The sequence below is a fragment of the Sulfitobacter noctilucicola genome, assembly GCF_000622385.1.
Classification (GTDB): domain Bacteria; phylum Pseudomonadota; class Alphaproteobacteria; order Rhodobacterales; family Rhodobacteraceae; genus Sulfitobacter; species Sulfitobacter noctilucicola.
This window is the reverse complement of the sequence record NZ_JASD01000008.1, coordinates 3,169,952-3,196,037: the sequence shown is the minus strand read 5'-3', so window position 1 is coordinate 3,196,037 and position 26,086 is coordinate 3,169,952. Positions and strand designations below refer to the sequence as shown.

The window sequence follows — 26,086 nt, the reverse complement described above, 5'->3', positions numbered from 1 at the left end:
CTTTCGGGGTCGCCTAAAGCTTGCGGCTATAGGTCCAAGTGGGTACGGCACCGTCGCGTGCCAGACAATAGGTTTCGGCATCACCCAGATAGATGAAACCGGCGTTGGTCATGACTTTGGCAGAGGCCGGATTGTCCTGAAAAACGGTTGCGAACATCGCATCATTTTTCAACGGATTGGCATCGACAAGTGCCTGCACTGAATCAGACGCCAGATGCGTGTTCCAGAACGCCGGAGCGACCCAAAATCCGACCTCGGATTGGTTTCGGTCCAGACGGGACAATGTGATCAGGCCCATGACCTCATCCCCGCCCGTCTTGCTGCCGTCCATGGCCCAACAATCGAAATCGCGCGTCTCTCCCATCGCGCGGGCGATAAACGCCTCGATTGTGCCGGGCGGCAAGGGATGCGGAATAGAGGTGGTGTTTTTCGCCACACGCGCATCACCTGCATACATTTCGATCAGACCCAAATCCGACCGCCTCAGCGGGCGCAGATCAAAGCGTTCCGTTTCGATCACAGGCTGGTTCACTATCGTTTGCATTTCCATCGTCATGCTCCTCCTCCGAACAGTACGAACAGGACAGAGGCGACCGTCAGGCCTGCCAATGTCCACATCAAGTAAGGTTCCGCCGCAGTTCCTGCAACGGTTTTGGCGATCCGGTCACCGGCAAGTGTCCAGATCGGATGTAAAATGATCTGACACCCCAAGAGCACCGCAGCGATTGTGGCAGTCGCCGTGAAGCTGGAAACATCAGACCCGACAAAGGCCGTAAAGCCGCCGACGATCATTGCCCAAGCCTTGGGATTAAGCGGGTGAACGATCAGACCGGCGGCAAAGCCGGGGGCGGTCGCGTCGCCCTGCCCCGGTGTCAGGCGCAGGTTGGCAACTTTCCACGCGAGCCAGATGATGTAGGCCGCTGAAATATACTTAAGCGCAATGAACAGCCCCGGTGCAGCCTCGGCCAGCTCCATCAGACCAAAGCCGATGGGCCAGATGATCAGCTGTTTGCCGAGCGCCACACCCGCCACGAAGGGCAGTGCGGCGCGAAAACCGAACCGCGCACCGGTGGCGAGCAGCGCCATGTTGGCCGGCCCGGGCGTCCCGATCTGGCTCGCCGCAAATATCGTCAATGGAATCAGGGCAATACTCATGCGTGGGTCACCCAATTTGCCCGCGACAATTCCATCCGCTGGATGGTCCTCATTTCGCCCACCGCCGTAGACAGCCGTTCCACCGTTTCGGTCGGAGTGAAGCCAAGCTTTGACAAAACGCGCTGTGAGCGGGAGTTGTCGATCATATAGCCCGACGTCATACGGGCGTCAGCCGAGTTAAAATGGTGCGCCACAACGGCCCGCGCCGCCTCCGTCGCGAAACCCTGCCCCCAAGCGCTTTTGTGGAACCAATAGCCAAGCTCAGTGGCCTTTGTAATGCAGCCGACGGGAGTCTCACCATGGATCACCGCCAATGCATCTGCCTGCGGGCCGGCCTGCAATTCGACAAAGGCACGTCCGTCATCAATGCCGTAAGGATAAGGCAGCAATGGTATCCACTGGGCGACATCCACATCTTGAAGCGCTTCGGCAACCCAAGGGCTGTCAGCACTGCAAAAAGGGCGGAGAACCAGACGGTCGGTTTGCAAAGTGAAGGTCATGCCGCCTGCCCCTTTGCATAGTCCGAAGCCAAAAGCCCCATAATCACATCATCATGCCACGCGTCACCGACACGTGCCGCTTCACGCTCGCGGCCCTCGATGACAAAGCCGACCTTCTTGTAAGCCGCAATCGCACGGTCATTGTAATCCACTACCCGTAGCGTCAAGCGGTGCAACTTGAGCGCATCAAAGGCATGGGCCACGATCAGATGGATGGCCCGCGTGCCGATGCCCTTGCCAAGTAATTTGGGATTGAGAATGCCGACCGCAAGGCTTGCACGTCTGTCGTGATGATCCAGAGAATGAAGCCGCAGCGCGCCTGCAAGGCGTTTGCGGTAATCGATCACCCAGGCAAGGGGTTCCGCTTCTTGGGCATGAAACCAGCTGGTCGCTTGGGCTTTGGTGATGGGCTGTACCTTGGCAGGGTCTGCACCGAACATATGGTGGATTTCGGCCGTATTGCCCAACTTGAACCGTGCAGCGATATCCTCGGCCTTTGGCGCGCGCAAACGTACCGGACCATCCGTAAGGGTTGGGCGGGCATGTGTCGTCTGCATGGGCGGGCTCCTTTGGTCGGAGGGCATTTTGGTCTGCAGGGATCGGGCGGAAACGAGAAAGGGACCGGCGTTTCCGCCGATCCCTTCAATTTTTTCAAACCTATTCGGGTACGGCTTATTCTGCGGCCTCGGCCGCCGGCAGGACAGAAATGAACGTGCGGTTTTTCAGACCTTTGTGGAAGGTCACAGAACCATCAACAGTTGCAAAGATTGTGTGGTCTTTGCCCATGCCTACGCCATCTGCTGGCCAAAACTTCGTGCCACGCTGGCGCACGATGATGTTGCCGGGAATGACAGCTTCGCCGCCATATTTTTTAACGCCAAGACGACGACCAGCTGAGTCGCGTCCGTTACGGGATGAGCCGCCTGCTTTTTTATGTGCCATTTGGTCTCTCCTTAACCTTTTGCCAGATCTTTGGCCTGTGCGATCCAGTCTTCACGACCGACACGACCTTTGAACGACAGTTTCTCTTCAATAGCTTCTACGTCCGCATCTGTCCATGCAGCGATCTGCGCGAAGGTTGTAATGCCTTCGGCGTGCAGTTTGCCAACAATAACCGGACCTACGCCTGAAATTTCGGACAGATCGTCGCCATCAGATTTCTTGGCAGCGGCTTTCTTTGGCGCTGCTTTCTTCTCGGCCTTTGGAGCCGCTTCTTTGGTCGGCGCTGGCTTTGCCTTTTTCTCTTTGGCTTCGCCTTCAACAACCCGCTTGGCCATTTCGGCCTGGTCGGTCTTGTTCATGGTATAGCGCTCGTTGATCGCAGCAACGGTCGCAGCAGGTACAGAACCTGTACCAACGGCTGTCATTGACTTTGACTTGCCGGCACCGGAGGCCAGAATCTCGCCAACCTTGATCAGCGTCAGCTTCTGGCGGTGACCTTTGGTACGCTTGGAGCTGTGCTTACGACGGCGCTTAACGAAGTGAATGACCTTCTCGGCTTTGATCTGGTCCACAACTTCGGCTTCAACACCGGCGTCTTCGATCAGGGGCGCGCCGACTTTGGGGCTGTCGCCACCAAGCATCAGAACTTCGTTAAACAGAACTTTATCACCGGCATTTGCCGCAATACGTTCAACCCGAAGCACATCGCCTGAGGCTACCTTGTATTGCTTACCGCCAGTCTTGATGACTGCGAACATCGCGTCTTCCTTCATGTTGCCGCGTTCTGTGGTCCCTTGCGGAGTTTCGGACCGACCGTAGCCGCATCCACCTCGAACAGCGCGCCCTCGTGGGCGTCATTAAAAATAGTCCCGAAATCAGGCGGACCTGTCGGGATGGGCGCTTATTGGCGGGATTGCGGGCCAAGTCAAGCGCGATTGCCCCGAAATGCGCGGATTTCGGCACCGCATCGCCACCGGCATATACAAGTAGCAAAGACCGCCGCCCCGGTTTCCCCCAAATTCGCCCGCTACCGGTCAGATCAAAGCCACATTCAAAGCGCAGAAAGAGGCTGTTAACCATTTGTTCACATTTATTACGCGTAACGAGTTTCCGCATCAGCGCTCACAAAGCGCTTGGCGGGCAAACGGCAGCACGCGTTTCATTCTGCGACCTTCGATGCAGAATGAAACGCAACCGCCGCCCATCGTGAGCGGCGCTAAAGCTCCTCTGCAGTCATATTCAAAGAGACGGCCCGTCCCAAAGCATAGGAGATATCCTCATAGGCTTTCCCGAATCCGTCAAACAGCGCCCGATTCAAAGCCTGCCCCGCTTTTGTGTTTGCAAAGGCGATATAGGCCTCAAGATCAGCATCCTGTAGTGGGTGATACGCAAGCAAAAGGTAACCATAGAGCCACTCAGCGGTATCTTTCGTGCTTTCCTCAAGATCGCCCGCGGCGTCAGACAGCATCTCTTCTTCGGACATCTCGAACGCGCCACCCTCCACCAGACCGCGCAGGAACTGGTAGTTGGAGTTGAGCGCGGAGGTCACGTTGCGCTCGATCATGTCGCCGCTCTCGATGTAGGACGTAATCAGGGCAAGCCTTGGATCATCCGTCCCCTTCAGTGCACGGTAGCGCGCACGTGCAGCTTCTTCTACTTCGGGGTCTTGTATTGCGCGGCGGGCCGAATTCTCAAGATCAATGATCTGCCGCCCACGACTGCCTGCGAAAAACGTTATCACTTCTTCAAGCGCATCACCCTTTAATGCCGCCTCAAGCTCTGCGCGCACCAGTTCCACCATGCGGTCCGGCGCGTAAATCTGCTGAACCTGAAGCGCCCAACCAGCACCGCCCTGCCCCTCCAGCATATCACGGTTCAAATCTTCAGAGCTTGCGATGCCTTCCAAAGCCAGAATGCCCGCCGCTTCCTGTAATTTAAGGACATCTACCAGAACTGTGGTCCGCGCGTCTGCCTGCGCCGCAGTCGCCGCAGCTAAAGTCAGCCAGACGCCCAGCAAACCCGATAGCAGATAAGAAACGCTTCGCATCACAGGTCCTGACTGGGCTGCATACCGGACAATCTGGCAGCAACTTCTTCAAAGCGGTTTGCCTGTATCTCGTATTGAACAGCATTCATCAGTTCATAGACTTTCTGCATGGTGGGATGCGCCAGAGCCTTGGCATAGGCATCAATCTCAACATCCGAGAACGCCTGATAAGTGTAGGCAGCATTTGCCAATGCATTGCTCTGAATGGACGCACGCATATCGCCTTCCTGCGCTCTCAAAGCCTCGCGCAGGTCGGGCTCATCCATTTGCAATTCGATCACCCCCGCACCCGCCGCTGCCATCAGAAAACGGATCTGCACTTCCTGAATGGCACGGATCGAGCTGTCTTCAACGTCGCTTGCCTCATTCAAGGACCGCAACAGCTCCACCCTTGGTGACCCGATGCGCACCAGACCATCGATAATGGCCGTGCCGCTTTCCGATTTCAGTTCATCATCCTCGATCATATGGGAGCTGTTCTCGGCCTTGACCAACCGCTGACCGAACTCAGATGCATAAAAGTCCGCTGCGTGATCCAGCGCGTCATCGTCGAGCGTTTTGCCAAGGATATCGAGCGCCATTTCATGCATCAGGTCGGTCTTGAATACCTCACCCACAAGGCGCGACCATTCAGAACCAAAGGCATCCGCCTCGATCCCGAGCATTTGCGGAGCCGCATCAGCAGACAGACGGATGCTCTCAAGCGCCACGTCAAAGCCGGTCACCTCAAGGAATGTTTCAAGCTTTTCAGTATCCGCCGCGCGCGCCTGAGGTACAGGCACCGCCACCGCAAGAAGGGACAGGAAACTTAACACCAACATGGGTGCGCGGAAAATAGCTGTCATATAGTCTGATCCTTTGGTTGGGCGGATGGCTTGAGGGTGATCTATACATCAAGAGTAAGCGTTCCAAGCCACGAGGCAATCAATTTAACCGTGAACGGCGCGGGCTCTGCCGCGCTTTAACCCCACTGGCGCAATTATCTGTCTTGCTCTGTTGCCTAACATTCCGTATGCGCCGCCCACCACCCGATCGCGGAGAGGTGCCGGAGTGGTCGAACGGGGCGGTCTCGAAAACCGTTGTGGGTGCAAGCCTACCCAGGGTTCGAATCCCTGTCTCTCCGCCAACCCTGACGTGTAAGCGCCTGTATACAGGACATTATCTATCCCCGTTTCACCGTTAGCCTGTCTTGGCTCTGCCTCAATTTCGAACTATCAAGGCGGCCAACAAAAACTCTGCGGACCTCATGACTGATTCACCTGAAAAAAGATCACAAGGACATGCGAAGATGTTCGCGATGCTGCGTGGCGATACGGCAGGACAGGCGAAGGTTGTGCGGGAAAGGTACCTTGACGATAATACCAGCGAACAACTCCTTAATCGTGGACTTGCGTCCTTTCAGGACGCGCCCTCGTCTGGTGCTTCTGCAATAAAGAAAACGCGCGATCGGAAAATCGCGCGCTTTGGTTTTTCATTGGAGCGGTTCAAGCTCTGATATCTGCCAAACGAACCAGAGATGGGAAAGACGAGACCTTAGTAAAAGGCGCTGGCGTTCAGACCGACTGTAATTGCGCCCACCACCTCACCAGAGGCCGGGTCCGTCACGGCAAACGACACCTGACCCTGATAGGTTTGCGTGCTTTCATCCAGTTCGATCTCGTCGACAAAGACCGATCCCGATCCCTTGCCAAAGGTCTCCTGGAACTTCGCCTCATCCCCCTGCCAATAGTCAGAGGTAATGGTACTGGCGGCGACATTCAGGCCGTTGCGGTCCATCACGAAGACCTCTGTGATCAGACCGGCGGACTTTTCCTGATGGACCCGCAGGAAAGTCGAGAGCGGCGCATTCATCACTTCATTCACCAGCGGTGCGACCGGCGTGCTGACCTGCGCGCGCCACATCTCGTCGCGCAGAATGATATCGTCTTGTGACAGTGCGCCCATCGCGCTGTTCTGTGCCTGAATGGCCTGCACGATTTCTGCATCGTTCACCCAGGCCATCAGATCATCGTAAATGTATTGCGACATCGCCGGCGGGACTTCTGCGGCCTGCGCAACAGGAGCTAACAAAAGGGTAAAACCAAGAAGTGCTTTTCGAAACATGACCATTCCTTCGGATCTGTATGAGGTATCCGACGGGTTAAGTTGCCACGCTTAAAGCTCTGTAAATCGCGCCCGGAAGAACGCGTCAAATCTTAGCTAACTTGCTGCGGATCTCCGCGGAAACCGGTGGCCACGACGAACTTCTCCGAACTGTCGGACCGGCTTGCCGGTGGTTTGATATTATGCACCTTCGTGAAGCGCTGCTTGAGAAGCTTTTGTAGCTCCCCTTCGGCTCCGCCTGCCAGAACCTTGGCGACAAATGTACCGCCCTCTTCCAGCACGTCGAAGGCAAAGTAGGCCGCAGCCTCGCACAGAGCCATAATCTTGAGGTGATCGGTTTTCTTGTGCCCCGATGAAGACGCAGCCATATCCGACATGACCACATCGGCCTTGCCACCAAGCCATTCTTTGACCTGATCGTCCGCCCCCTCGTCCATAAAGTCGAGCACATGCAGTTCACAGCCTGCAATCGGTTCCATTTCTTGCAGGTCAACGCCCAGAATGGTGCCCACTGCCTTGCCGCCACGTTCCCCGAGGATGTTGGCGCGTTTCACCGCAACCTGACACCAGCCACCGGGTGCGGCTCCCAGATCAACGATACGCGCACCTGGTACCAGAAAACGGAATTTATCATCAAGTTCCATGATCTTGTAGGCCGCACGCCCGCGATATCCTTCGGATTGCGCCCGCTTCACGTAAGGATCATTCAGCTGCCGCTGCAGCCAGCGGGTCGAACTGGTTGTCCGCCCGCGCGCGGATTTTACCTTTACTTTCAGGTCGCGCTGTCCGCGCCCTGATGTGTTCTTGCCGGTTGGCGTTTTTCCGGTCGGTGTTTTGGCCATCTTAGTAAGACCCCTCTTCCAATACGCCATCCGCGCTCATTTGCGCGTAAAGCAATCCTTCCCGCAGACCTCTGTCTGCGACACTCAGCCGGTCGGTCGGCCAACACCGCATCAGCGCCTGCAAGATCGCAGCCCCTGACATAATCAACGCTGCCCGATCCGATCCGATCCGCGGATCCGCGCGCCGTCCGCCCGGCCCCATCGCCAGATAGGAGTGAATGACCTTGTCAATTTGTGCCGACGACATGCGCAGGCCATCAATCTTGGTCCGGTCATAACGGCGCAATCCCAGATGGCTTGCCGCCACCGTGGTCACTGTACCGGAGGTGCCGATGATCTGGAACCGCTCTTGCGGCTGCGCCGATTGATACGGCGTAAAGTCCTGAAGGTTTTCCTCAAAGAACCAACTCATCAGCGCAAAGCGCGCCGCATCGTCCGAGACATCGACAAACTGATCGCGCAATGTGGCGACACCAAGCGGCACGGAAATCCAGTCTACTACCTTTGCTGCTGGTATGTCTGTCTTGGCCTGATCAAATCCTGCATGCAGTCGCATGATGGCTTGGGCGCGGTCATGTTTGGGCACGCCGGAAATGTCGATCCACACAAGCTCGGTCGAGCCACCACCGATATCCACAACCAGCAGGTTTTCCGTCTTGTGGCTGACCAGCGGCGCACATGAAATCACCGCAAGCTGCGCTTCTTCCTCGGGCTTGATGATGTCGAGTGTCAGACCAGTTTCCCGCTGGATACGCCGCATGAAGTCTGCACCGTTCAACGCCCTGCGGCATGCCTCGGTGGCGACCAGACGCATGCGTTTGACCTTGTTGCGACGCAACTTTTGCTGACAGATACGCAATGCCTGCACGGTGCGCGACATTGATCCGCGCGATAATCGCCCGGTCTTCTCAAGCCCTGCCCCCAATTGGACGGACTTTGAGAAACTGTCTACCACGTGAAAACCGTTGCCCTTGGGCTGTGCGATCAACATGCGGCAGCTATTTGTGCCCAGATCGAGGGCCGCATATAGCTCGGACGATCTGGGCGGAACTGGCGCGGGGCTCAGAGCCGACTGTTTGTCCTTATCGAGCGCGCCCGCACCTTTGGGACGCTGTGGCGCCATGGTTCGCGCCTTTCATTTCGAGTTGGTTCAAAGGTAGTCGCGCACAGCGTCTGACGCAAGCGCGAACGCAGGGCTGCCACAAATCTTCCTGAGCCCAAGCTCACAAACATCCTGAGAAATTTGAGCACGCCGCGCCCTACCGATCCGTGCGGCATGGCTCTAGACTGGCGAGGGGTCGCGGATAGCGCATGTGAAGTCGAAAAACGGCACAGTAAATTGCGTACCGACCGATAGAAACCGATGAAACCAGCCGAGGAATCAGCAGATGGTCGACGTAACAATCGTATACTGGCGCGACATCCCCGCTCAGGTAATCGTGGGCAAGGGGCGCCGAGGCTCAAAGCGCCCGCTGCCCGAGCGGTTCGAACAGGCGATTGACCGCGTGGCCATGCGCATCGGCGCGCAGGATAGCGATGCCTATATGGCGGATTGGCGCAAGGCAGAGCCGTTCAGCGTTGACGGCGACGCAGATGCCGTCGCGGATGCGCAAGCGTTGAAGATAGACACCGAATACGACCAAGCGCGCCTCAAGGCGCTTATCGACAACGAAGGCCGGGCCTGATCTCCCGCATGATGAAGGACAAACTCATGGCATTGCTGAATTTTCGACGCAAAGAAACGCCTGCCAACGAGGGGGCGGATAGTCCCGAGGTTGAGGCGTTTCTGAAGGACTACTCTATCGAAGTGATGCCCCGCACCGCCGAGAAGGTCGAAGATTTTACTGCGTTGCTGCCCGCAGGCACCCGCGTCTACATTGCCCACATCGAAGGCACCCCCATCGAAGACATGGTCGCAACCGCCAAACGGCTGAATGACGACGGCTTCAACGTTATGCCGCACTTCCCTGCCCGCATCATCAAGGACCGCGCCACGCTGACCGACTGGATTGCACGCTATCAAGGTGAGGCTGATGTCGAACAGGCGCTGCTGCTGGCCGGTGGTGTCGTCACCCCACACGGTGATTTCAGCGACTCCATGCAGCTTATGGAAACCGGTCTTTTTGATAAGGCCGGATTCAAACGTCTGCACGTGGCGGGCCACCCCGAAGGCAACCGTGACATCGACACGGACGGCACCCGTTTAAAAGTGGACGAAGCGCTGAAATGGAAAAACGACTTCCAAACCCGCACAGATGCCGAGATGGCCATCGCCACGCAGTTCGCGTTCGAGGCACAACCGATCATCGAATGGGCCGACAGCCTTAAACATGCAGGCATTACCCTGCCCGTCCATATCGGGATCGCGGGTCCGGCTAAGCTACAGACCTTGATCAAGTTTGCCATCGCCTGTGGTGTTGGTCCGTCACTTAAAGTCCTGCAGAAACGCGCGATGGACGTGACCAAATTGTTGTTGCCTTATGAGCCCACGGATGTCGTGCGCGAACTGGCACTGCACAAGGCTGCCAACCCTGACTTCAATGTCTCTCACGTTCACTTTTTCCCGCTGGGCGGGATCAAGACCAATGCGAACTGGGCGATTGAAAACGGCGGGGCCTCTGCCCAGCCTGCCAAGCCCGCCACCTGAACTTCCTCTTGTCTAAGGACGCTACTGAATGACCCGGACCATCATCGAATCCAAAACGAAAACCGCCGTTATCGGCTTTGATGAGCCGTTCTGCGTCATCGGAGAGCGGATCAACCCGACGGGCCGCAAAATTCTGGCAGAAGAGCTGGAGCGCGACGACTTCAGCAGGGTCGAATTTGATGCCGTGGCACAGACCAATGCCGGTGCTACGGTGCTGGATGTGAACTCGGGTGCTGTTTTTTCCAACAAAATGGCCGAAGATCCCCGTTACGCCGACAATAACTTTGTCGAGCCGATGTTGATGCCTGAAATGATCAAACGCGTTCAGGCCGTGACCGACACGCCTTTGTGCATCGACAGCTCCGTTCCCGGTGCGCTGGAAGCAGGACTTGAAGCCTGCGAAGGCCGCCCGCTGCTGAACTCTGTCACTGGTGAAGAAGAACGGCTGGAACTGGTTCTGCCGCTGGTGAAGAAATACAATGTACCCGTCGTGGCGATTTCAAACGATGACACCGGCATTTCAGAAGACCCCGATGTACGCTTTGCCGTGGCCAAGCTGATTGTGGAACGGGCCGCTGATTTCGGCATTGCTGCCCATGACATCGTCGTAGATCCATTGGTGATGCCCATCGGGGCCATGGCGACCGCAGGCCATCAGGTCTTTACCCTTGTGCGCCGCCTGCGCGAGGAACTGGGCGTCAACACGACCTGTGGCGCATCCAACATCAGCTTCGGTCTGCCCAACCGTCACGGCATTAACAATGCATTCTTGCCTATGGCGATGGGTGCCGGCATGACCTCCGCCATTATGAACCCTGTGGCGCTGCCAATAAACGCGACAAAGATTGCCGAGAAGAAGGCCGAGCTGGAAGCGCTGGGCGTTGTACTACCAGAGGGCATGGATGACGAAGCCTTCGTACAGCTTTTTGGCATGGGATCGACCAAACCGCGCCCCGGCAAGGAAATGGAAGCGATCCGCGCCGCCAATTTCCTGTTCGACCGAGACCCGCATGGCAGTGAATGGATCAAATTCAACAAAGTCGCCCCAAAAGCGGGTCAGGAGGGGCGCGGACGCGCCGGACGCACAGGCGGTCGCCGGCGGGGATAAAACGATCAACATAAGCGACATTTTCTGGGGCCTGCGCATGAAGCGCGGGCCCTTTACGTTTCACGCCTCCACAGCATTCAACCGTCTATCCTGCCGGTCAGGTGGAAAAACCGACTGATAATGCAACTGGTAACGCAGAATTAACGCACCGCCCTCTAGAACCTCCCTATTCACGCAACTCGGAGTGTCCAGATGATGCAAATCAGTTTTCAAGCACCGCAGGTTATCCGTGGCTGAGCGAATGAGCCCAAGCGGAAAGCTTGATGTGACTGCAGTCTCCTCGTTGCACGCCGATTTCGTCGCACATTCGGGCAAAGATATTGTTCTGGATCTGGGGGCCGTCACCCAGTTTGGCGCACTGTGCCTGCAAACCTGCCTTGCGGCAGCGCAGGCCGCAAAGCGCAGCGAAACCACGTTTGAAATCGTAAACGCGACTGACCCCGTATTGGCCCAGATCGGCGCGATGGGGTTCACCCCCGAAACATTGGCGGAGGGATGCACATGAGCCTTGAGATACTTGCCGTTGATGACAGCCGCACAATGCGGGACATGATCAAACTGGCCCTGCTGCCCGCCGGGTTCACGGTGCACACCGCCGATGATGGTGTCCACGGCATCGAAGTGCTCGACGGGTTGGAACCCGATGCAATCATCACGGACATCAACATGCCGCGTATGGACGGGTTCGGGTTTATCGATGCAGTGCGCGATCAGGACAAATACCGATCTACCCCCATCCTGGTTCTGACAACAGAAGCTGCGCCCGAGCTCAAGCAACGCGCCCGTGCCGCCGGGGCAACCGGTTGGATCGTCAAACCATTTGATCCCGCAAAGCTTGTCAAAGCCCTGCAAATGGTTGCCGGATAAGGATAGTTCTATGAGTACCGACAATGATCCGATGGCCGAAATCCGCGCCTCCTTTTTCATCGAGTGCGAGGAACTTCTCGAAGCGCTGCAGGACGGATTGCAGATCATTGAAGACGGCGCTGATGATGCCGAGACGATCAATATCGTCTTCCGTGCGGTTCATTCTATCAAGGGTGGTGCCGGCGCATTCGGCCTTGAGGGGCTTGTCAGGTTTGCGCACCGCTATGAGACTGTATTGGACGAAGTCCGCGCAGGACGTCTGGATGTCGGGCCAGACGCGCTCAAGGTGTTCTTTCAGGCAGCAGATCACCTGTCTGATCTGGTGCGGATCAGCCGTGAAGATGCGCCGCTGCCAACAGAAACGACTACCGAGCTGCTAGGCGCTCTCGACGCGTTTTTAGGTGATAATGCAGGTGCGGAAGGGGAGCCGGACGAAGATATCGATTTTCAACCGATGGGATTGTCCTTTGATCTCGACCTGGACGATTCTGGTGATGATGCCGCCGATACAGAACTGAACCTTGATGATTTGCCTCCTCCGCCGGCGTTCGACGCGTATGATGAGGCGACAGCAGCCGAAATGACCGGCGGCGCGTATGAAATCACATTCATTCCCGGACCTGAGCTCTTTGACACAGGCAACGAACCGGCCCTTCTGTTGCGGAACTTGCAAACGCTGGGGGATATGACTGTCCGGTGTAATCTATTCGACCTGCCCCCACTGACGAAACTTGTGCCCGAGATTCCTCATATTGGTTGGACAATCACACTCACCACCACTGTCGAAGAGAATGAGATCGCCTCGATCTTTGAATTTGTTGAAGGCCTCTGCACACTGAAGATCTCCAGCGTTGATGCCAGAGCGGATGATCCTCCATCCTCTATCGCGGATCAGATACCTGTTGCGGCACTCAAAAAGCCATCCACCGACATGCCTGAAACCATCGATCCGCCGCAGGCAGCCCCACCCACCGCACCGGAACCGACCCCGATAGCGGCCACTACCAATGACAAGCCCGCGAAACAGGCCGCATCCGCACCAGCCAAATCAGTTGTACGCGTCGACCTCGACAGGATTGAACGTCTGGTCAACCTCGTCGGTGAATTGGTCATCAATCAGGCGATGCTCAGCCAAAGCCTTGAGAAATCTGGCCTGTCACCGCATTCCGACGCCATCAGCGGTCTTGAGGACTTCCAACGGCTCACCCGCGACATTCAGGATTCGGTGATGATGATCCGCGCCCAGCCGGTCAAGTCGCTGTTTCAACGCATGTCGCGGATCGTCCGCGAATCTTCAGCCGCAGTTGGCAAGGATGTGCGGCTGCAAACGGTTGGGGAGGCCACAGAGGTCGACAAAACGGTAATCGAGCGTCTCGCAGATCCACTGACCCATATGATCCGCAATGCAGTTGACCATGGGCTGGAACGGCCCGATGACCGCATTGCAGCAGGCAAGGAACCTCAAGGCAAAGTCAGACTTTCGGCAGCCCACCGATCCGGTCGGGTGGTCATCGAAATCGCCGACGACGGAGCAGGCATCAACCGGGCACGGGTTCTCCAGATCGCCATCGACAAAGGCCTTATTCCAGCTGACGCGTCCCTCAGCGATACGGAAATTGACAACCTTCTGTTTTTGCCCGGCTTCTCGACCGCAGCAGTCGTATCTGATCTGTCCGGGCGCGGTGTGGGTATGGACGTCGTGCGCACCGCCATCCAGGCGTTAGGTGGCCGCATTACGATCACCTCAAATCCCGGAGAAGGCACAACTTTTTCAATCTCGCTGCCGCTCACTCTCGCGGTGCTCGATGGTATGGTTATCGAGGTCGCCGGAGAAACCCTTGTCCTGCCACTCAACCTCGTCGTGGAGACCCTGACCCTCAAGAAGGGTGATGTTCAAATGGTGCGCCCGGGCCGTAATGTCATCGAAGTCCGAAGCGGTTTTGTACCTCTCTTCGATCTGGGTGAAGCTTTGGGATATCGCCCGCCGTTGGAAAAATTCGATGGGGCCGTCATCCTGCTGATTGCCCATGAGGATGAAAGTTGTGCTGCGTTGGTCATCGACAACATTATTGACCAGAGGCAGGTCGTCATTAAAGGCCTTGACGAGAGCTTCTACCGCGCGCCGGGCATCGCCGCCGCCACAATTCTTGGCGACGGTCAGATCGCACTGATCCTCGACCCCAGCGATATCATCGCCAAAGCCGGCACTGCCGTGAACATGCCAAACACTGTACCAGCACAAGGACTCTCCGCATGACCGATTCAACTGGCACCGGCACAATCGAACTGCTGACATTCCGGCTTGCTGAACAGGAGTATGCGCTCGACATCATGTCGGTGCGTGAAATTCGGGGTTGGACCCATGCCACGCCCCTTCCCCATGCCCCCCAATTCATGAAGGGGGTGATAAATCTGCGCGGCACCGTTCTTCCTGTCATGGATCTTGCCTTGCGCCTTGGCTTGCCTGAACGCGCTCAGAATGACCGCAATGTCATCATCGTGGTTAAGCACGAAGACATCATGACAGGTCTGTTGGTAGATGCAGTTTCCGACATTGTCGCCGTCACCTCCGAGGATTTGCAGCCGCCCCCCGAGTTGGCCTCCAATATGGCCGAAAGCGTGGTGAGCGCGCTGACTCTCATCGATGAACGGATGATCCGCGTTCTCAACTTGCCGATGACAGTCAACACCCAAGAAAGTGCGGCTGCATGAACGCCGTGGCGCATACGTCTACCGATCTAGATTCTGCCAGTTTTCGCGAAATTGCCGAACTGGCTTACCGCGATAGCGGCCTGATCCTGGTTGATGAAAAACGGTCTATGGTTCAGTCCCGATTGCGGCATCGCCTGCGCGCATTGAAGCTGCCTGACTTTAAATCCTATTGCACGTTTCTCAACACAGAACAGGGCATTGCGGAGCGCCGCAAGTTGATATCTGCCCTCACCACGAATGTTACCCACTTTTTCCGTGAAAACCACCATTTCGACCGCCTCAAGGAAGAGCTTTCTAGGCTCTTACCAGAATTGAAATCAGGAGGCGCTTTGCGCATTTGGTCCGCAGGATGTTCCAACGGACAGGAAGCTCTCTCGGTTGCAATGACATTGCTTGAGCATGTGCCAGAAGTAAGAAATTACGATGTCCGTATCCTAGCCACAGACATAGATCCGGAAGTTGTCGCATTTGCACGGGAGGGCATTTATCACGAACGCCTGATCGCCGGCGTGCCGGAGGCCCTTCTTTCCCGTTATTTTCGTAAACTGCAAACCGGGTCCGAACACAGCTATGAAGCCTTGCCAGTTTTGAAAGACATGATCCGTGTCAACGAGCTGAACCTTCTTGCCCCCTGGCCAATGACGAAAAAGTTCGACGTCGTATTTTGTCGCAACGTGGTGATTTACTTCGACGTTGCGACGCAGGAAACACTTTGGCCGAAGTTTCAGTCAGTCCTGAAACCCCAAGGCGTTCTTTTTCTGGGTCATTCCGAACGCATCGTCGATCCAGATAGGTTCGGTTTTCACGGAACGGGGCCAACTACCTATCGCCCTATTGCGGCCTGAAGCTACAGATGGGACGATCTGAACAATAAACTCTGCATAAAAATCTTTGAGGAAAACTGACATGGCATTGCGCGATCAAATACGAATAATGGTTGTGGACGACATGTCCACCAGTCGTGGGCTGATTACACAGGCACTGGATGCTTTTGGAGTACGCAATGTGGCCACTGCCGAGAACGGCAAACAAGCGCTGCAGGCTTTGGCAGTCAAACCCGCGCATCTGGTGATTTCCGATTATAACATGCCTGAAATGGATGGCCTCCAACTGCTGCATTACTTGCGTGCTAGTCCCAAAACAAAGGGCATGGGTTTTGTTCTGATTACCGGCCGCGCCGAGCAGCAAATCATTGATCACGGTAAGAAGCTGGGCATGAACAACTATCTTAAAAAGCCGTTCCAACCCGATGATTTGCGCAACTGTATCGAAGCGGTGGTCGGACGCCTGTGACAAGATTGGAAGAAACCCATATCTCCCTTCATGATCTCCTTGCGCGAATGTCTGACTACTTCGGCGAATTGGCGCACGAGGTACAGCTGATCGAAGCTGCCGTCGGCGATGAAATTGGTGGTTACACAAAAGAGGGATACGAGAGAATTGTCAGGCTACAACGCCTGGATTTCCTGCGTCAGTCGTTGGAAGATATGTCTACGCTTAGCGCAGGCATAACAATGAACCGTAACGGCTTTGTAGCAAAATCAGTGAGTGCGGAACTACGGCTGGACACTTCAAAGGCCCTGTTTAAAAGCAGCTTGGAAGCATCAGGGTTGCGTTGGGATACATCGGGCAGCTCCGGGGAACTCGACCTGTTTTAAGCGCTGTTTTGCCGCCTACGGCCTTTCAATGGCCCCTCAGGTTGTACCGCATCAAGCAGCCAGATGACTCGCCTCGGTAAAAATACTACTCCCGCAATACTATCACAGCAGCGATCGGCGAAACTTAAAACAGCTCCAACCCGTTACTCGCTGGCGGTGCTCTTCTTTCGACCGGAGTGATGATATTATCCGTCTGAGCTTTCACGCGGACTTGTCCGGTCGTAGGCGTAAAGACAACATGACGCGCGGTGGTTCCGCCCAAAGACTTCGATACGCATGGAATGTTCTCTTGCTCCAGGAATCCCACCGCGAACGCGCAATTTGCCTGACCTATGCCTGACAGGCCGTCGATCATGCTTGCTCCGCCAAAGGCCTTTGCCAGCAAGTTGTTTCGAACGCCGCCGCGCTTGAGGATGCCGTTAATCAGCAACTCCATCGCATTGACCCCGGCAAAGTCGCAGGCCAGATCATTGCGAGAGGTCGTCGCCAGCAGAATATGGTTCATGCCCCCGACGCCAGCTTCAGGATCCCACAGGCAGCATGCGACACAGGAACCTAGCAAAGTCGACACAGTATCTCCTTCACTATCTGATACCTGGAATTCACCTTGTGTGATGACAAACCGCTGGTTCATGAACTGCGCCCTTTTGATTTCCCGCTGGCGTGCAAAGCCGCAGCGCGATTGATGCCCTCTCCGATCAACGACAGCGGCAGTTGCTTTTGAACTGCGCCGATTTCCCATGCTACACGTGGCATCCCGTAGATGACGCTTGTGTGTTCATCTTGCCCCATGGTCCGCGCACCGGCTTTTCGCAGGCCAAGTAGGGCATCCGCACCATCACGTCCCAATCCTGTCAGTATGACGCCGATCACATCTTTGCTGAACGGAAGCGCCGATCTGAACAGTACATCCACAGATGGGCAATGAAGTGTATTTTGAGGCTCAGAAACCAGCGCGCAGGACCACTGACCGCGCTCTCTTACAATTTCGGTGTGCATGCCTTGAGATGGCGCAAGACGGATTTGTCCCGCGCCGAGCGGCTCCCCTGCGCGCACGATTGCGACGTCTTGCGAAAGGTTACGGTTAAGGAGGTGCGAAAAGCTCACCAGGAAGGCACCCGGCATGTGCTGAACAACCACAACCGGCGGACCGTCCGTGTGTAAATTGGATAGCACTTCCTCAAGTGCCGCCACGCCACCGGTGGATGCGCCAATGAGGATAAGTGGCAATTCGTCGTTACCCACCTGCCCCCGGCTGCGCGCAACCTCTTTCATCGATCTGCGGGTAACTTGAACCGTACTGCACGCCGCAGAAAACACCCGCCGTGAAATGTCTTTCCATACATCTCTGTTCGTAGGTGTCGATGGCTTGAGGATACAATCGACAGCTCCCAGCGTAAGAGCGGTGATTGTCGCATCGGAATTGCTTTGGGTGCTGCCGGAAATCATCACCACCGGCATCGGGCGCAGTTGCATCAGCCGGTCAAGGAAATCAAGACCACTCATCCCCGGCATTTCGATGTCCAGCGTGATCACGTCCGGGCGGGTATGCTTAATCACCTGTCGCGCCTTCTCCGCACTGTCGGCCTCACCGACCACCTCTAGCCGTGCATCCTGCGCAAACACAACGCGCAGCCAGCTTCGGATCGTCTTGGAATCGTCCACGATGACCACCTTCTTGGTGCGTGATGCGCGCAAGGATGGCTCCGCGGTATCTGGCATTTGGTGTTGCATCAAACATCCTGACGCCAGCGGCATACTGGCACTGCCTTCGTCAGTCAAAAGGATGAAGAACTCATGAATTTAGACAACACAATCGGCGCAGAATATCTGAAAACTACGGCTGTTTCCGGAACCTAAGGAGTTCTAGGTCTGCTGATGCGCAATCGAGGAACTGGCGCCAGTCACGCCTTGCCACCAAACATCCATCGCCTCCTTGGTGAACCTGCCGCGCACGCCTAAAGCGACTAAAGACGCCTCAGTATTATCCTGCACCACTTTGATATCTATACTTTTTCCAACAACATGTATTTCTTGCAAGCCTTGCTCAGTCCGAACAAACCCTTTTAGGCGGAATAGCCATTCGGGCCTATCTTTCAACGCTGTGGTGAGCCTCGCGTGATCAAGGACCGGACTGTCAGACACATACCAAGTTACATAGTCTGGATGTACGCTGGCAACCGACGCTTCATTGCTTAACTTGGCACCAAGCGTCAAAATCGATACCGCGCTCGGCTCTACAATAACAGGCAACGGCAAGCCGTTGTTCTGGCAGGCATTATCTACATCTGCGACACGCTGCGCACACTTGGTCTGCACCAACAGATCGGCCGCAGCCATTTGCTGTGCCACTTGAGGTGACACCAGAGGGTCGGATAGTAGCGCATTGATATTTAACGCATCTACCAGCGTGACGATCCCGGAATAGATCAAATCCGGCTCGGCTATCGCTGTGTTGGCAATGGCGGCGGGGTCTGCGATCCCGCTTGCTTCGATGATAAGGTGGTCCGGTCGCGGACGGCGATCAAGCGCATCCCCTAGCGCCAGAAACAAATCCGTCCCCATGGTGCAGCAAATGCAGCCGTTGGTCAGCGCAATCACATCGTCGTCCTGCGCTTCGATAAGCGCCTTATCGATGTTGATGGCACCAAAATCATTGACCATCACCATCAAGCGCAATCCATGAGGTTGCGCGAGCAAACGATTGATCAGAGTGGTCTTTCCAGCCCCGAGATAACCGCTGATCACGGTGAGCGGAAGTCGGTTCACGACAGCAGCACCTGCCCGCCACTGACTGTGCCCAAAACCGGCACATCCCTGAGATCTTCGGGTTCAACAGAAAGCGGGTCTTCCCCCAAAACCGCAAAGTCAGCGATCTTGCCTGTTTCAATGCTGCCGATCTCGCTGTCGAGCTTCAGCGTATAGGCCGCACCGAGTGTAATCAGGGTCAAGGCCTCTGGTACCGTAATGCGTTGTTCCGGCCCCAGCGTGCGGCCTGACATTGTCTTGCGGTTGACGGCACACCACGCAGTAAAGAGCGGCCCCATGGGCGTGACCGGCGCGTCCGAATGAAGCGCAACCGAGACGCCCGCATCGAGGGCGGAGCGTGCAGCGTTCATCCGGCTTGCACGGTCTTCGCCGATGGTGAGGGCCACATGCTGATCTCCGAAGTAATACAGATGGTTGGAGAATATATTGGTGCAGAGGCCCAACTCCCGTGCACGGGCGAATTGATCCGGTCCCATCATCTGACAGTGCTGGAAAACATGGCGGGCACCGGGCCATGGATGCTTCCGAGCAGCTGCCTCACAGGCATCCAGTGACACTTCAGAGGCTTCGTCCGCATTGACGTGGATATGCATCTGAACGCCGTGTTTATACATCGCTTCGCAGAGGGCAAAAATCTCTTCCGGTGTGCTGTTCCACAAGCCGTTCGGCTGTCCCCCGATGTAGTGCGGCCACTTCACGCGGCCCGTCCATCCTTGGATAGAACCGTCAGTCATCAGCTTCACCGCCCCCAGGCGCAGTTTATCGGTTGATCGTTTCTTGAGCGCGAGCGCGCGTGTGGCGAGGGTTTCAGGATCGGCACCGGTCGCCCCGAGCGCGGGCACGATGCGGATGCCAAAATCATCTTCACCAGTGATCCGCACCATTTCGGCCACGTCGGAATCTTCCATGGTCGAATAGAGGTCCGTGACGGTCGTCACCCCCGCAAGACGACAGACGTCGGCGTAAAGCCGCAAGGCATCCTCGCCTTGCGAGAGACTGCGAAAGTCGATGCCGAGGCGCCGCATGATCGGAAACATGGCTGCCATTTCCTGAAGTTCGCCATTGGGAGCGCCATCCTCGCCCTTGATCACACCCTCGACATTGGTCTGGGCCGAATATTGCGCCATCTCCAACGCCGAGGAATTCACGCACATCAGATGGAAATTGGAGAACATCACAGAGATGGGACGGGTGGTAGACACAGCATCCAGATGGTGTTTGTTCATCCGCTCAGAGGGCAGAAATATCGGGTCCAGCCCCCATGCGAACATCGGCTCGCCTTCAGGCATTTCGGCATCTCGTTCTTTCAGGCGCGCGATGACCGCATCGAGCGAGGTCATCCCCTCGTGCAGCTTCCCCTGCGGGTCGAGGCGGTCGTGAAAGCCGGCATATGCAAAATCCCACATCTTGCCCGCCATCATATGCGCGTGGCCCTCGACGAAACCGGGCATGAGAATGGTGTCTGCCAAACGGTCATCATGTGTGACCTGCCCCCAGTCATCCGCGCAATCGGCACCACCGACAGCCAGAATTTTCCCATCCTGCACAGCAACATGGGTCGCCTCGGGACGGCTGGGATCCATCGTGATTATCTTTTTGGCGCTGAAAACGGTGATATCGGTCATACGGCCCCCTGAAGCATTTGGCATCACGCTAGCGCAGCACCATGCGTCAGGGAACCAAAATCAACCCAAGGCGTATCCGGTGCCGCGCACGGTACGGATCGGGTCATCCGGCACCACTTGGGTCAGCACTTTGCGAAGCCGTGCAATATGAACATCCACTGTCCGCGTATCGACGTAGATATCGCGCCCCCAGACCAGATCGAGAAGCTGGTCCCGGCTCAGGACACGGCCCTGCTTTTCAAGGAATGTCACAAGGAGACGGTACTCGGTCGGACCAAGCTTGAGCTCATGACCACCACGGCTCACGCGGTGGCTTTCAGGGTCAAGGCTGATGTCCTGATAGACCAAAGCAGCCCCTGCCGCCGAGGGACGTGAGCGGCGAAGTTGTGTGCGGACACGCGCCATCAGTTCCCGCAAAGAGTACGGTTTGACCACATAGTCGTCAGCACCCGTCTCAAGGCCGCGCACGGTGTCTACTTCCTCTGATCGCGCGGACAGCATGATCACAGGGATGTTGCGCGTGTCTTCTCGTGTCTTCAGCTGACGGCAGACCTCAATCCCGCTCATCAGTGGCATCATCCAGTCGAGGATCACCAGATCAGGTGTGATCTCGTCGACCTGCAACATCGCCTCTTCGCCGTTTTCGGCCCGGCTGACGGCGTATCCTTCGGCTTCGAGGTTATAAGCCAGCACTTCACGCTGCGCCGGTTCGTCCTCGACCAGAAGCACATGGGGTTGGGTGGCAGACATATGCTTTACGCCTTGGTGATCAAAGACGTTTTGTCCGCCTTGGGACGTGCTTCGTCTGGATGCTCACCAGTCACAAGATAGACGACCTGTTCGGCAATCGATGTGACGTGGTCGCCCATGCGCTCGGTGTTTTTCGCAATGAAGTGCAAATGCATACAGGCCGTGATGTTGCGCGGATCTTCCATCATGAAGGTCAGGAATTCGCGGAACAAAGCGTTGTACATCTGATCGACGTCTTCGTCGCGGTCGATCACGTCCTGTGCCAATTCAGCGTCGCGTTGAATATAGGCATCAAGCGCGTCTTTCAGCATGCCCTCAACCGTCAGCGCCATTCTGCGGATCGCACCGCCGCTGTCGTCTACAGCAGCAAGCGAGGCCAGAACGCTTGTCCGCTTGGCCATGTTCTTGGCATAGTCGCCAATCCGTTCAAGATTTGCGCTGATCTTAATCACGCTGAGGATGACGCGCAGATCAATGGCCGTGGGCGCCCGCAGAGCAATAATGCGCGCCGCACTCTCGTTGATCTGGTTTTCCAGGAAGTCGATGGCCTTGTCAGCGCCACGTACTTCTTCAGCCAGATCCTCATCACGGGTTTCGAGGGACTTGGCGGCCTGACGGATGGCGTTCTCGACCATTCCGCCCATTTTCATGATCTGTGCCTGAACCGCTTCAAGGTCGCGGTCAAAAGCGGATGCGATGTGTTGATCCTGCATGATATTATCCAATACGTCCTGTGATATAGCTCTCAGTGCGGGGGTCTTCGGGCTGGGTGAATATCTTGTCTGTTTCACCAAACTCCACCAGATTACCGAGGTGGAAGAACGCGGTTTTCTGGCTCACACGGGCGGCCTGCTGCATGGAGTGGGTGACGATCACAACCGAATAGTCGCGGCGAAGCTCGTCAATAAGTTCTTCAACCTGCGCTGTCGCAATCGGGTCGAGCGCCGAACAAGGCTCGTCCATAAGCAGAACTTCAGGCTCTGTCGCCACTGCACGGGCGATACAGAGGCGCTGCTGCTGCCCCCCTGACAGGCCTGTACCGGGCGCATGCAACCGGTCCTTCACCTCATCCCAGATCGCGGCGCGCCGCAAAGAACGCTCAACAATTTCGTCAAGATCGGTCTTGTTGCGCGACAATCCGTGGATGCGCGGTCCGTAGGCCACGTTATCATAAATCGACTTCGGGAACGGGTTCGGCTTTTGGAAAACCATCCCAACCTTGGCACGCAACTGAACGGGATCGACATTGCGGTCATAGATGTCTTCGCCATCCAGCAGGATGTCGCCTTCGACACGGCAGATATCAATCGTGTCGTTCATCCGGTTGATGCACCGCAGAAAGGTCGATTTCCCGCAACCTGACGGACCGATGAAGGCGGTCACGGTCTTGTCTTCGATATCGACATTCACGTCCTTGATGGCATGGTTATCGCCATAGTAGACCTGTATGTCGCGCGCCGCGATCTTGACGGTATTTGTGGTCACGTCGTTCTCCGCAATTATTGTATCTTTCATGGCCCTAACCCCTTCTACCAACGCCGCTCGAACCGGCGACGCAAGATAATGGCGAGGATGTTCATCGACAGCAGGAATACCAGCAAAACGATGATCCCGCCCCATGCTTTCTCGTAAAAGCTTGGGTCAGCCCGTGCCGCCCAAGTGTAAATCTGTGCAGGCATCGCCGAGTTGGGGTCGGTAAAGCCCGCGACGACACCATCGGGATACCCCCGCGCAACAAAGCCCACCATACCGATCAGCAGCAAGGGTGCCGTTTCACCAAGCGCTTGAGCCAGACCGATGATCGTACCGGTCAGGATACCCGGCATGGCCAGCGGCAGCACGTGGTGGAAAACCGTTTGCATCTTGGACGCACCGACCCCAAGTGCCGCTTCGCGGATCGACGGTGGCACCGCCTTGAGCGAGGCGCGTGTCGAGATGATGATGGTCGGCAGCGTCATCAGGGTAAGCACCAACCCGCCCACCAAAGGTGCAGACTGTGGCAGGTGCATGAACTGGATAAAGACGGCCAGACCCAGAATGCCGAACACGATGGACGGGACCGCGGCGAGATTTGAAATATTCACTTCGATGAGATCGGTGAAACGGTTCTGCGGTGCGAATTCCTCAAGATAAATGGAGGCTGCGACACCGATCGGCAAGGACAGCACCAGCACCACCAGCATCATGAAAAGCGATCCGACAACGGATGCGCCAATGCCCGCGCCGCCAGGGTTGTCTACGCCGCTGTCCGCACCTGTGATGAAGTTCCAGTTGAACGCACGGGTGATGATCCCCGCCTCGACCAATGCATCGATCAGGTCCAGATCGCCCGCTTCCAGAAAACGGCTGTCTTGCAGGGTGTCGCGTGTGACACGGCCTGTCAAATATCCGTCAACCCGTGACGCCGCTGCCAGCTCGAACCTGACGGGTGTGCCAAGGTCTTGCGCGTTGGCGCGGTAATGGTCGCGCAGCGTGCCGCCGGGCTTGCCCAGCAACCGCCCGATTGCGGCAGCATCAAACGAAACGCTGATCCCTTCGGCCTCGAGTGCTCCGCGAATTTCCTCAATCAGCAAACCCTCGTATGCCTTCGTTTTGAAAAGCTGTCCTTCTGCTTCCGCGAAACCCTCTTCGCTCAGGGTAAAGTCTACGGCCACAACCGTATGGGTAAAGGCGGGAAGGCCCGACCGGATGATCGAAAAGGCCAGCACCACGATAAAGAACACACCGATCAGGATCGCGCCGATCCCGTAGAACCGGAACCGTTTTTCTGCTGCATTGCGTCGGGCCGTCCGGCTGTCGACGGTCAACAGTGATTTGTGACGGCGCTCGGGCGCGCCTGTTGGGCTGAGGCTTGCGTCAGACATCAGTCATATTGCTCCCGGTACTTGCGCACGATGTAGAGCGCGAAAATATTCAGACCCAAAGTGATGACAAACAGGGTCATCCCAAGGGCAAAGGCAACCAGCGCTTCGGGGCTGGCAAAATCCGCGTCGCCGGTCAGCTGGCTGACGATCTTGGCGGTCACGGTGGTCATGGCGTCGAATGGATTGAGCGACAGGCGTGCCGCAGCCCCCGCCCCCAGCACAACGATCATCGTCTCGCCAATGGCACGGCTGGCGGCAAGCAGGATCGCCCCTACAATGCCCGGCAAGGCAGCAGGCAAAACGACTTGCCTGATGGTTTCGGATTTGGTCGCGCCCAACCCGTAAGAGCCGTCGCGCATCGCCTGTGGTACGGCATTGATGATGTCATCTGAAAGCGAGCTTACAAACGGGATCAGCATGATGCCCATGACAAGGCCCGCTGTGACAACGGCGGTACCAGCCTGCATGATGCCTAGACCGTCGCGACCAAAAACGGACACCAGAAGCGGCCCGACCGTCAGCAGCGCAAACAGACCGTACACGATAGTCGGGATACCCGCGAGCACTTCAAGCAAGGGCTTCGCGATCGAGCGGATGCGCGGTGTTGCGTATTCGGACAGATAAATTGCGGCAAAGAGGCCGATTGGGATCGCCACCGCCAGCGCCACGATGGAGATATAGAATGTCCCCCAAAGGAGCGGCAACACGCCCAGATCAGAGCTGCCCCCGCGCCCAGAGAAACTCGGGGCCCAGTTGGTGCCAAAGAAGAAGTCGGCGGCGGGATAAAGGCGGAAGAACTCGATTGTGTTGAAAACCAGCGACAGCACGATGCCGAGTGTCGTCAGGATCGCGATTGAGGCCGCTCCGATAAGCAGATAGCGCACTGCGGTTTCAACCACATTGCGTGCGCGGTAGTCTGGCACGGCTCCGCGCAGCCCCCAAAGCGCGCCTGCAACAGCAAGGGAGATCACAGCAATCGCCATCCATGTGCTGCCCTGTGTGTTCAAGTCGCGGTAGCGTTGGGCAGCTTGCAAAACAGGAGGCGTGATTTGCGAGGTGACAATCGCACCGGAGGCCTGAAGCTTGGCCGATATATCCGTGACATCAGCATCGGGTTGACGCGCGTCGTCTTCACTCAATGCGCCCTGTGCAACAGCCATATCAAGCCCGTTGGCGGCGCGACGGACTTCGGAAAGGACCAACCCCCGCGAGGAGCTTTCGGCGATCGCACTGTCGGGGATCAGATTGGAAACCGAACTATTGACAATCCATGGCTGGATCAAAAGCCATGCCACGAGAAGGAAAAAGGCAGGCACCGCCGCTTTGATCGCTACGTTACCGCCGTAGTAATTTGGCAAGGAATGCATCTTGCGACGGTCACCGCCAGCGTGCTGAAGCACCCGCATCCGACCGGCGAAATACCCGCCAATCGCAATCGTCAGGACGATTAGAAAAACCCAGAGTAATGGCATGTAGCCCCCACACAGCCAACGGACT

At 56.5% G+C, this 26,086-nt stretch carries 31 protein-coding genes and 1 tRNA gene; 12 read left to right on the top strand and 20 right to left on the bottom strand.

Features of this window, described 5'->3' with window-relative positions; genetic code table 11:
- Positions 1-13: 13 nt before the first annotated feature.
- From Z946_RS0119345 to Z946_RS0119310, 8 genes are all read right to left on the bottom strand, one after another.
- Positions 14-550 carry a GNAT family N-acetyltransferase gene (locus Z946_RS0119345; RefSeq protein WP_025057363.1) on the bottom strand — a complete coding sequence of 179 codons (537 nt, stop codon included), beginning with the start codon at positions 548-550 and terminating at the stop codon, positions 14-16.
- 2 nt (positions 551-552) lie between these two features.
- Complete coding sequence (locus Z946_RS0119340; protein WP_025057362.1) at positions 553-1,155, bottom strand: LysE family translocator; 603 nt, start codon at positions 1,153-1,155, stop codon at positions 553-555.
- Positions 1,152-1,655, bottom strand: a complete 504-nt coding sequence (locus Z946_RS20885) for a GNAT family N-acetyltransferase (RefSeq protein WP_025057361.1) — start codon at positions 1,653-1,655, stop codon at positions 1,152-1,154. Before Z946_RS20885 ends, Z946_RS0119340 begins: the two co-directional genes overlap by 4 nt.
- The gene (locus Z946_RS0119330) at positions 1,652-2,212 is read right to left on the bottom strand and encodes a GNAT family N-acetyltransferase (protein ID WP_025057360.1); all 561 of its coding nucleotides are present in this window, start codon (positions 2,210-2,212) and stop codon (positions 1,652-1,654) included. Before Z946_RS0119330 ends, Z946_RS20885 begins: the two co-directional genes overlap by 4 nt.
- 115 nt (positions 2,213-2,327) lie before the next feature.
- Positions 2,328-2,597 carry a 50S ribosomal protein L27 gene (gene rpmA, locus Z946_RS0119325; RefSeq protein ID WP_025053068.1) on the bottom strand — a complete coding sequence of 90 codons (270 nt, stop codon included), beginning with the start codon at positions 2,595-2,597 and terminating at the stop codon, positions 2,328-2,330.
- 11 nt (positions 2,598-2,608) lie between these two features.
- Positions 2,609-3,355 (bottom strand): 50S ribosomal protein L21, encoded by a 747-nt coding sequence (locus Z946_RS0119320; RefSeq protein WP_025057359.1) that lies wholly within the window; start codon positions 3,353-3,355, stop codon positions 2,609-2,611.
- A 458-nt stretch (positions 3,356-3,813) separates the two neighbouring features.
- Positions 3,814-4,644: a DUF2059 domain-containing protein gene (locus Z946_RS0119315; protein ID WP_025057358.1), complete on the bottom strand. Its 831-nt coding sequence runs from the start codon at positions 4,642-4,644 to the stop codon at positions 3,814-3,816.
- Positions 4,644-5,489 (bottom strand): DUF2059 domain-containing protein, encoded by an 846-nt coding sequence (locus Z946_RS0119310; protein WP_025057357.1) that lies wholly within the window; start codon positions 5,487-5,489, stop codon positions 4,644-4,646. Before Z946_RS0119310 ends, Z946_RS0119315 begins: the two co-directional genes overlap by 1 nt.
- 191 nt (positions 5,490-5,680) lie before the next feature.
- Between Z946_RS0119310 and Z946_RS0119305 the strand changes: the two genes are divergently transcribed.
- Both Z946_RS0119305 and Z946_RS0119300 read left to right on the top strand, forming a co-directional pair.
- Positions 5,681-5,770, top strand: a tRNA-Ser gene (locus Z946_RS0119305).
- A gap of 162 nt (positions 5,771-5,932) precedes the next feature.
- On the top strand, positions 5,933-6,139 hold the full coding sequence (locus tag Z946_RS0119300) for a hypothetical protein (RefSeq protein WP_025057356.1): 207 nt from the start codon (positions 5,933-5,935) through the stop codon (positions 6,137-6,139).
- 38 nt (positions 6,140-6,177) lie between these two features.
- On the opposite strand, the gene Z946_RS0119295 is transcribed toward Z946_RS0119300, so the two are convergent.
- From Z946_RS0119295 to Z946_RS0119285, 3 genes are all read right to left on the bottom strand, one after another.
- Positions 6,178-6,747 carry a hypothetical protein gene (locus Z946_RS0119295; RefSeq protein WP_025057355.1) on the bottom strand — a complete coding sequence of 190 codons (570 nt, stop codon included), beginning with the start codon at positions 6,745-6,747 and terminating at the stop codon, positions 6,178-6,180.
- 92 nt (positions 6,748-6,839) lie between these two features.
- The gene (locus tag Z946_RS0119290; RefSeq protein ID WP_025057354.1) at positions 6,840-7,589 is read right to left on the bottom strand and encodes an RlmE family RNA methyltransferase; all 750 of its coding nucleotides are present in this window, start codon (positions 7,587-7,589) and stop codon (positions 6,840-6,842) included.
- Position 7,590: 1 nt separating this feature from the next.
- Positions 7,591-8,712, bottom strand: a complete 1,122-nt coding sequence (locus Z946_RS0119285) for a Ppx/GppA phosphatase family protein (protein ID WP_025057353.1) — start codon at positions 8,710-8,712, stop codon at positions 7,591-7,593.
- A 265-nt stretch (positions 8,713-8,977) separates the two neighbouring features.
- On the opposite strand from Z946_RS0119285, the gene Z946_RS0119280 reads away from it, so the two are divergent.
- The 10 genes from Z946_RS0119280 to Z946_RS0119235 all read left to right on the top strand — a co-directional run bounded on the left by Z946_RS0119280 (position 8,978) and on the right by Z946_RS0119235 (position 16,581).
- Positions 8,978-9,274: a virulence factor gene (locus tag Z946_RS0119280; protein ID WP_025057352.1), complete on the top strand. Its 297-nt coding sequence runs from the start codon at positions 8,978-8,980 to the stop codon at positions 9,272-9,274.
- A 26-nt stretch (positions 9,275-9,300) separates the two neighbouring features.
- Positions 9,301-10,236: a methylenetetrahydrofolate reductase gene (locus tag Z946_RS0119275; RefSeq protein WP_241461354.1), complete on the top strand. Its 936-nt coding sequence runs from the start codon at positions 9,301-9,303 to the stop codon at positions 10,234-10,236.
- Positions 10,237-10,264: 28 nt separating this feature from the next.
- Positions 10,265-11,344: a methyltetrahydrofolate cobalamin methyltransferase gene (locus tag Z946_RS0119270; protein ID WP_025057350.1), complete on the top strand. Its 1,080-nt coding sequence runs from the start codon at positions 10,265-10,267 to the stop codon at positions 11,342-11,344.
- Between the two features lie 241 nt (positions 11,345-11,585).
- Positions 11,586-11,849 (top strand): STAS domain-containing protein, encoded by a 264-nt coding sequence (locus Z946_RS0119265; RefSeq protein ID WP_025057349.1) that lies wholly within the window; start codon positions 11,586-11,588, stop codon positions 11,847-11,849.
- Positions 11,846-12,211, top strand: a complete 366-nt coding sequence (locus Z946_RS0119260; protein WP_025057348.1) for a response regulator — start codon at positions 11,846-11,848, stop codon at positions 12,209-12,211. The genes Z946_RS0119265 and Z946_RS0119260 overlap by 4 nt, the downstream gene beginning before the upstream one ends.
- A gap of 10 nt (positions 12,212-12,221) precedes the next feature.
- Positions 12,222-14,468: a chemotaxis protein CheA gene (locus Z946_RS0119255; protein ID WP_025057347.1), complete on the top strand. Its 2,247-nt coding sequence runs from the start codon at positions 12,222-12,224 to the stop codon at positions 14,466-14,468.
- Complete coding sequence (locus tag Z946_RS0119250; protein ID WP_025057346.1) at positions 14,465-14,923, top strand: chemotaxis protein CheW; 459 nt, start codon at positions 14,465-14,467, stop codon at positions 14,921-14,923. Before Z946_RS0119255 ends, Z946_RS0119250 begins: the two co-directional genes overlap by 4 nt.
- Positions 14,920-15,768 carry a CheR family methyltransferase gene (locus tag Z946_RS0119245; RefSeq protein WP_025057345.1) on the top strand — a complete coding sequence of 283 codons (849 nt, stop codon included), beginning with the start codon at positions 14,920-14,922 and terminating at the stop codon, positions 15,766-15,768. The genes Z946_RS0119250 and Z946_RS0119245 overlap by 4 nt, the downstream gene beginning before the upstream one ends.
- A gap of 61 nt (positions 15,769-15,829) precedes the next feature.
- Positions 15,830-16,216, top strand: a complete 387-nt coding sequence (locus tag Z946_RS0119240; RefSeq protein WP_025057344.1) for a response regulator — start codon at positions 15,830-15,832, stop codon at positions 16,214-16,216.
- Positions 16,213-16,581, top strand: coding sequence for a hypothetical protein (locus Z946_RS0119235; protein WP_160170294.1), 369 nt, complete (start codon positions 16,213-16,215; stop codon positions 16,579-16,581). Before Z946_RS0119240 ends, Z946_RS0119235 begins: the two co-directional genes overlap by 4 nt.
- 124 nt (positions 16,582-16,705) lie before the next feature.
- On the opposite strand, the gene Z946_RS0119230 is transcribed toward Z946_RS0119235, so the two are convergent.
- The 9 genes from Z946_RS0119230 to pstC all read right to left on the bottom strand — a co-directional run bounded on the left by Z946_RS0119230 (position 16,706) and on the right by pstC (position 26,061).
- The gene (locus tag Z946_RS0119230; RefSeq protein WP_037969311.1) at positions 16,706-17,215 is read right to left on the bottom strand and encodes a chemotaxis protein CheD; all 510 of its coding nucleotides are present in this window, start codon (positions 17,213-17,215) and stop codon (positions 16,706-16,708) included.
- Positions 17,212-18,303 carry a chemotaxis-specific protein-glutamate methyltransferase CheB gene (gene cheB / locus Z946_RS0119225; protein WP_052836171.1) on the bottom strand — a complete coding sequence of 364 codons (1,092 nt, stop codon included), beginning with the start codon at positions 18,301-18,303 and terminating at the stop codon, positions 17,212-17,214. Before cheB ends, Z946_RS0119230 begins: the two co-directional genes overlap by 4 nt.
- Before the next feature lie 144 nt (positions 18,304-18,447).
- Positions 18,448-19,329: a CobW family GTP-binding protein gene (locus Z946_RS0119220; protein ID WP_241461373.1), complete on the bottom strand. Its 882-nt coding sequence runs from the start codon at positions 19,327-19,329 to the stop codon at positions 18,448-18,450.
- A 17-nt stretch (positions 19,330-19,346) separates the two neighbouring features.
- Positions 19,347-20,975 (bottom strand): amidohydrolase, encoded by a 1,629-nt coding sequence (locus Z946_RS0119215; protein ID WP_025057339.1) that lies wholly within the window; start codon positions 20,973-20,975, stop codon positions 19,347-19,349.
- 60 nt (positions 20,976-21,035) lie between these two features.
- Complete coding sequence (phoB, locus tag Z946_RS0119210; RefSeq protein ID WP_025057338.1) at positions 21,036-21,725, bottom strand: phosphate regulon transcriptional regulator PhoB; 690 nt, start codon at positions 21,723-21,725, stop codon at positions 21,036-21,038.
- Between the two features lie 5 nt (positions 21,726-21,730).
- Positions 21,731-22,438, bottom strand: a complete 708-nt coding sequence (gene phoU / locus Z946_RS0119205; protein WP_025057337.1) for a phosphate signaling complex protein PhoU — start codon at positions 22,436-22,438, stop codon at positions 21,731-21,733.
- Between the two features lie 4 nt (positions 22,439-22,442).
- Positions 22,443-23,240, bottom strand: a complete 798-nt coding sequence (gene pstB / locus Z946_RS0119200) for a phosphate ABC transporter ATP-binding protein PstB (protein WP_025057336.1) — start codon at positions 23,238-23,240, stop codon at positions 22,443-22,445.
- Between the two features lie 14 nt (positions 23,241-23,254).
- A complete protein-coding gene (gene pstA / locus Z946_RS0119195) occupies positions 23,255-24,589 on the bottom strand; it encodes a phosphate ABC transporter permease PstA (protein WP_025057335.1) in 1,335 nt (444 codons plus the stop codon).
- Entirely contained in the window at positions 24,589-26,061 is a 1,473-nt protein-coding gene (gene pstC, locus Z946_RS0119190; protein WP_025057334.1) for a phosphate ABC transporter permease subunit PstC, read from the bottom strand. The genes pstA and pstC overlap by 1 nt, the downstream gene beginning before the upstream one ends.
- Positions 26,062-26,086 lie beyond the last annotated feature (25 nt).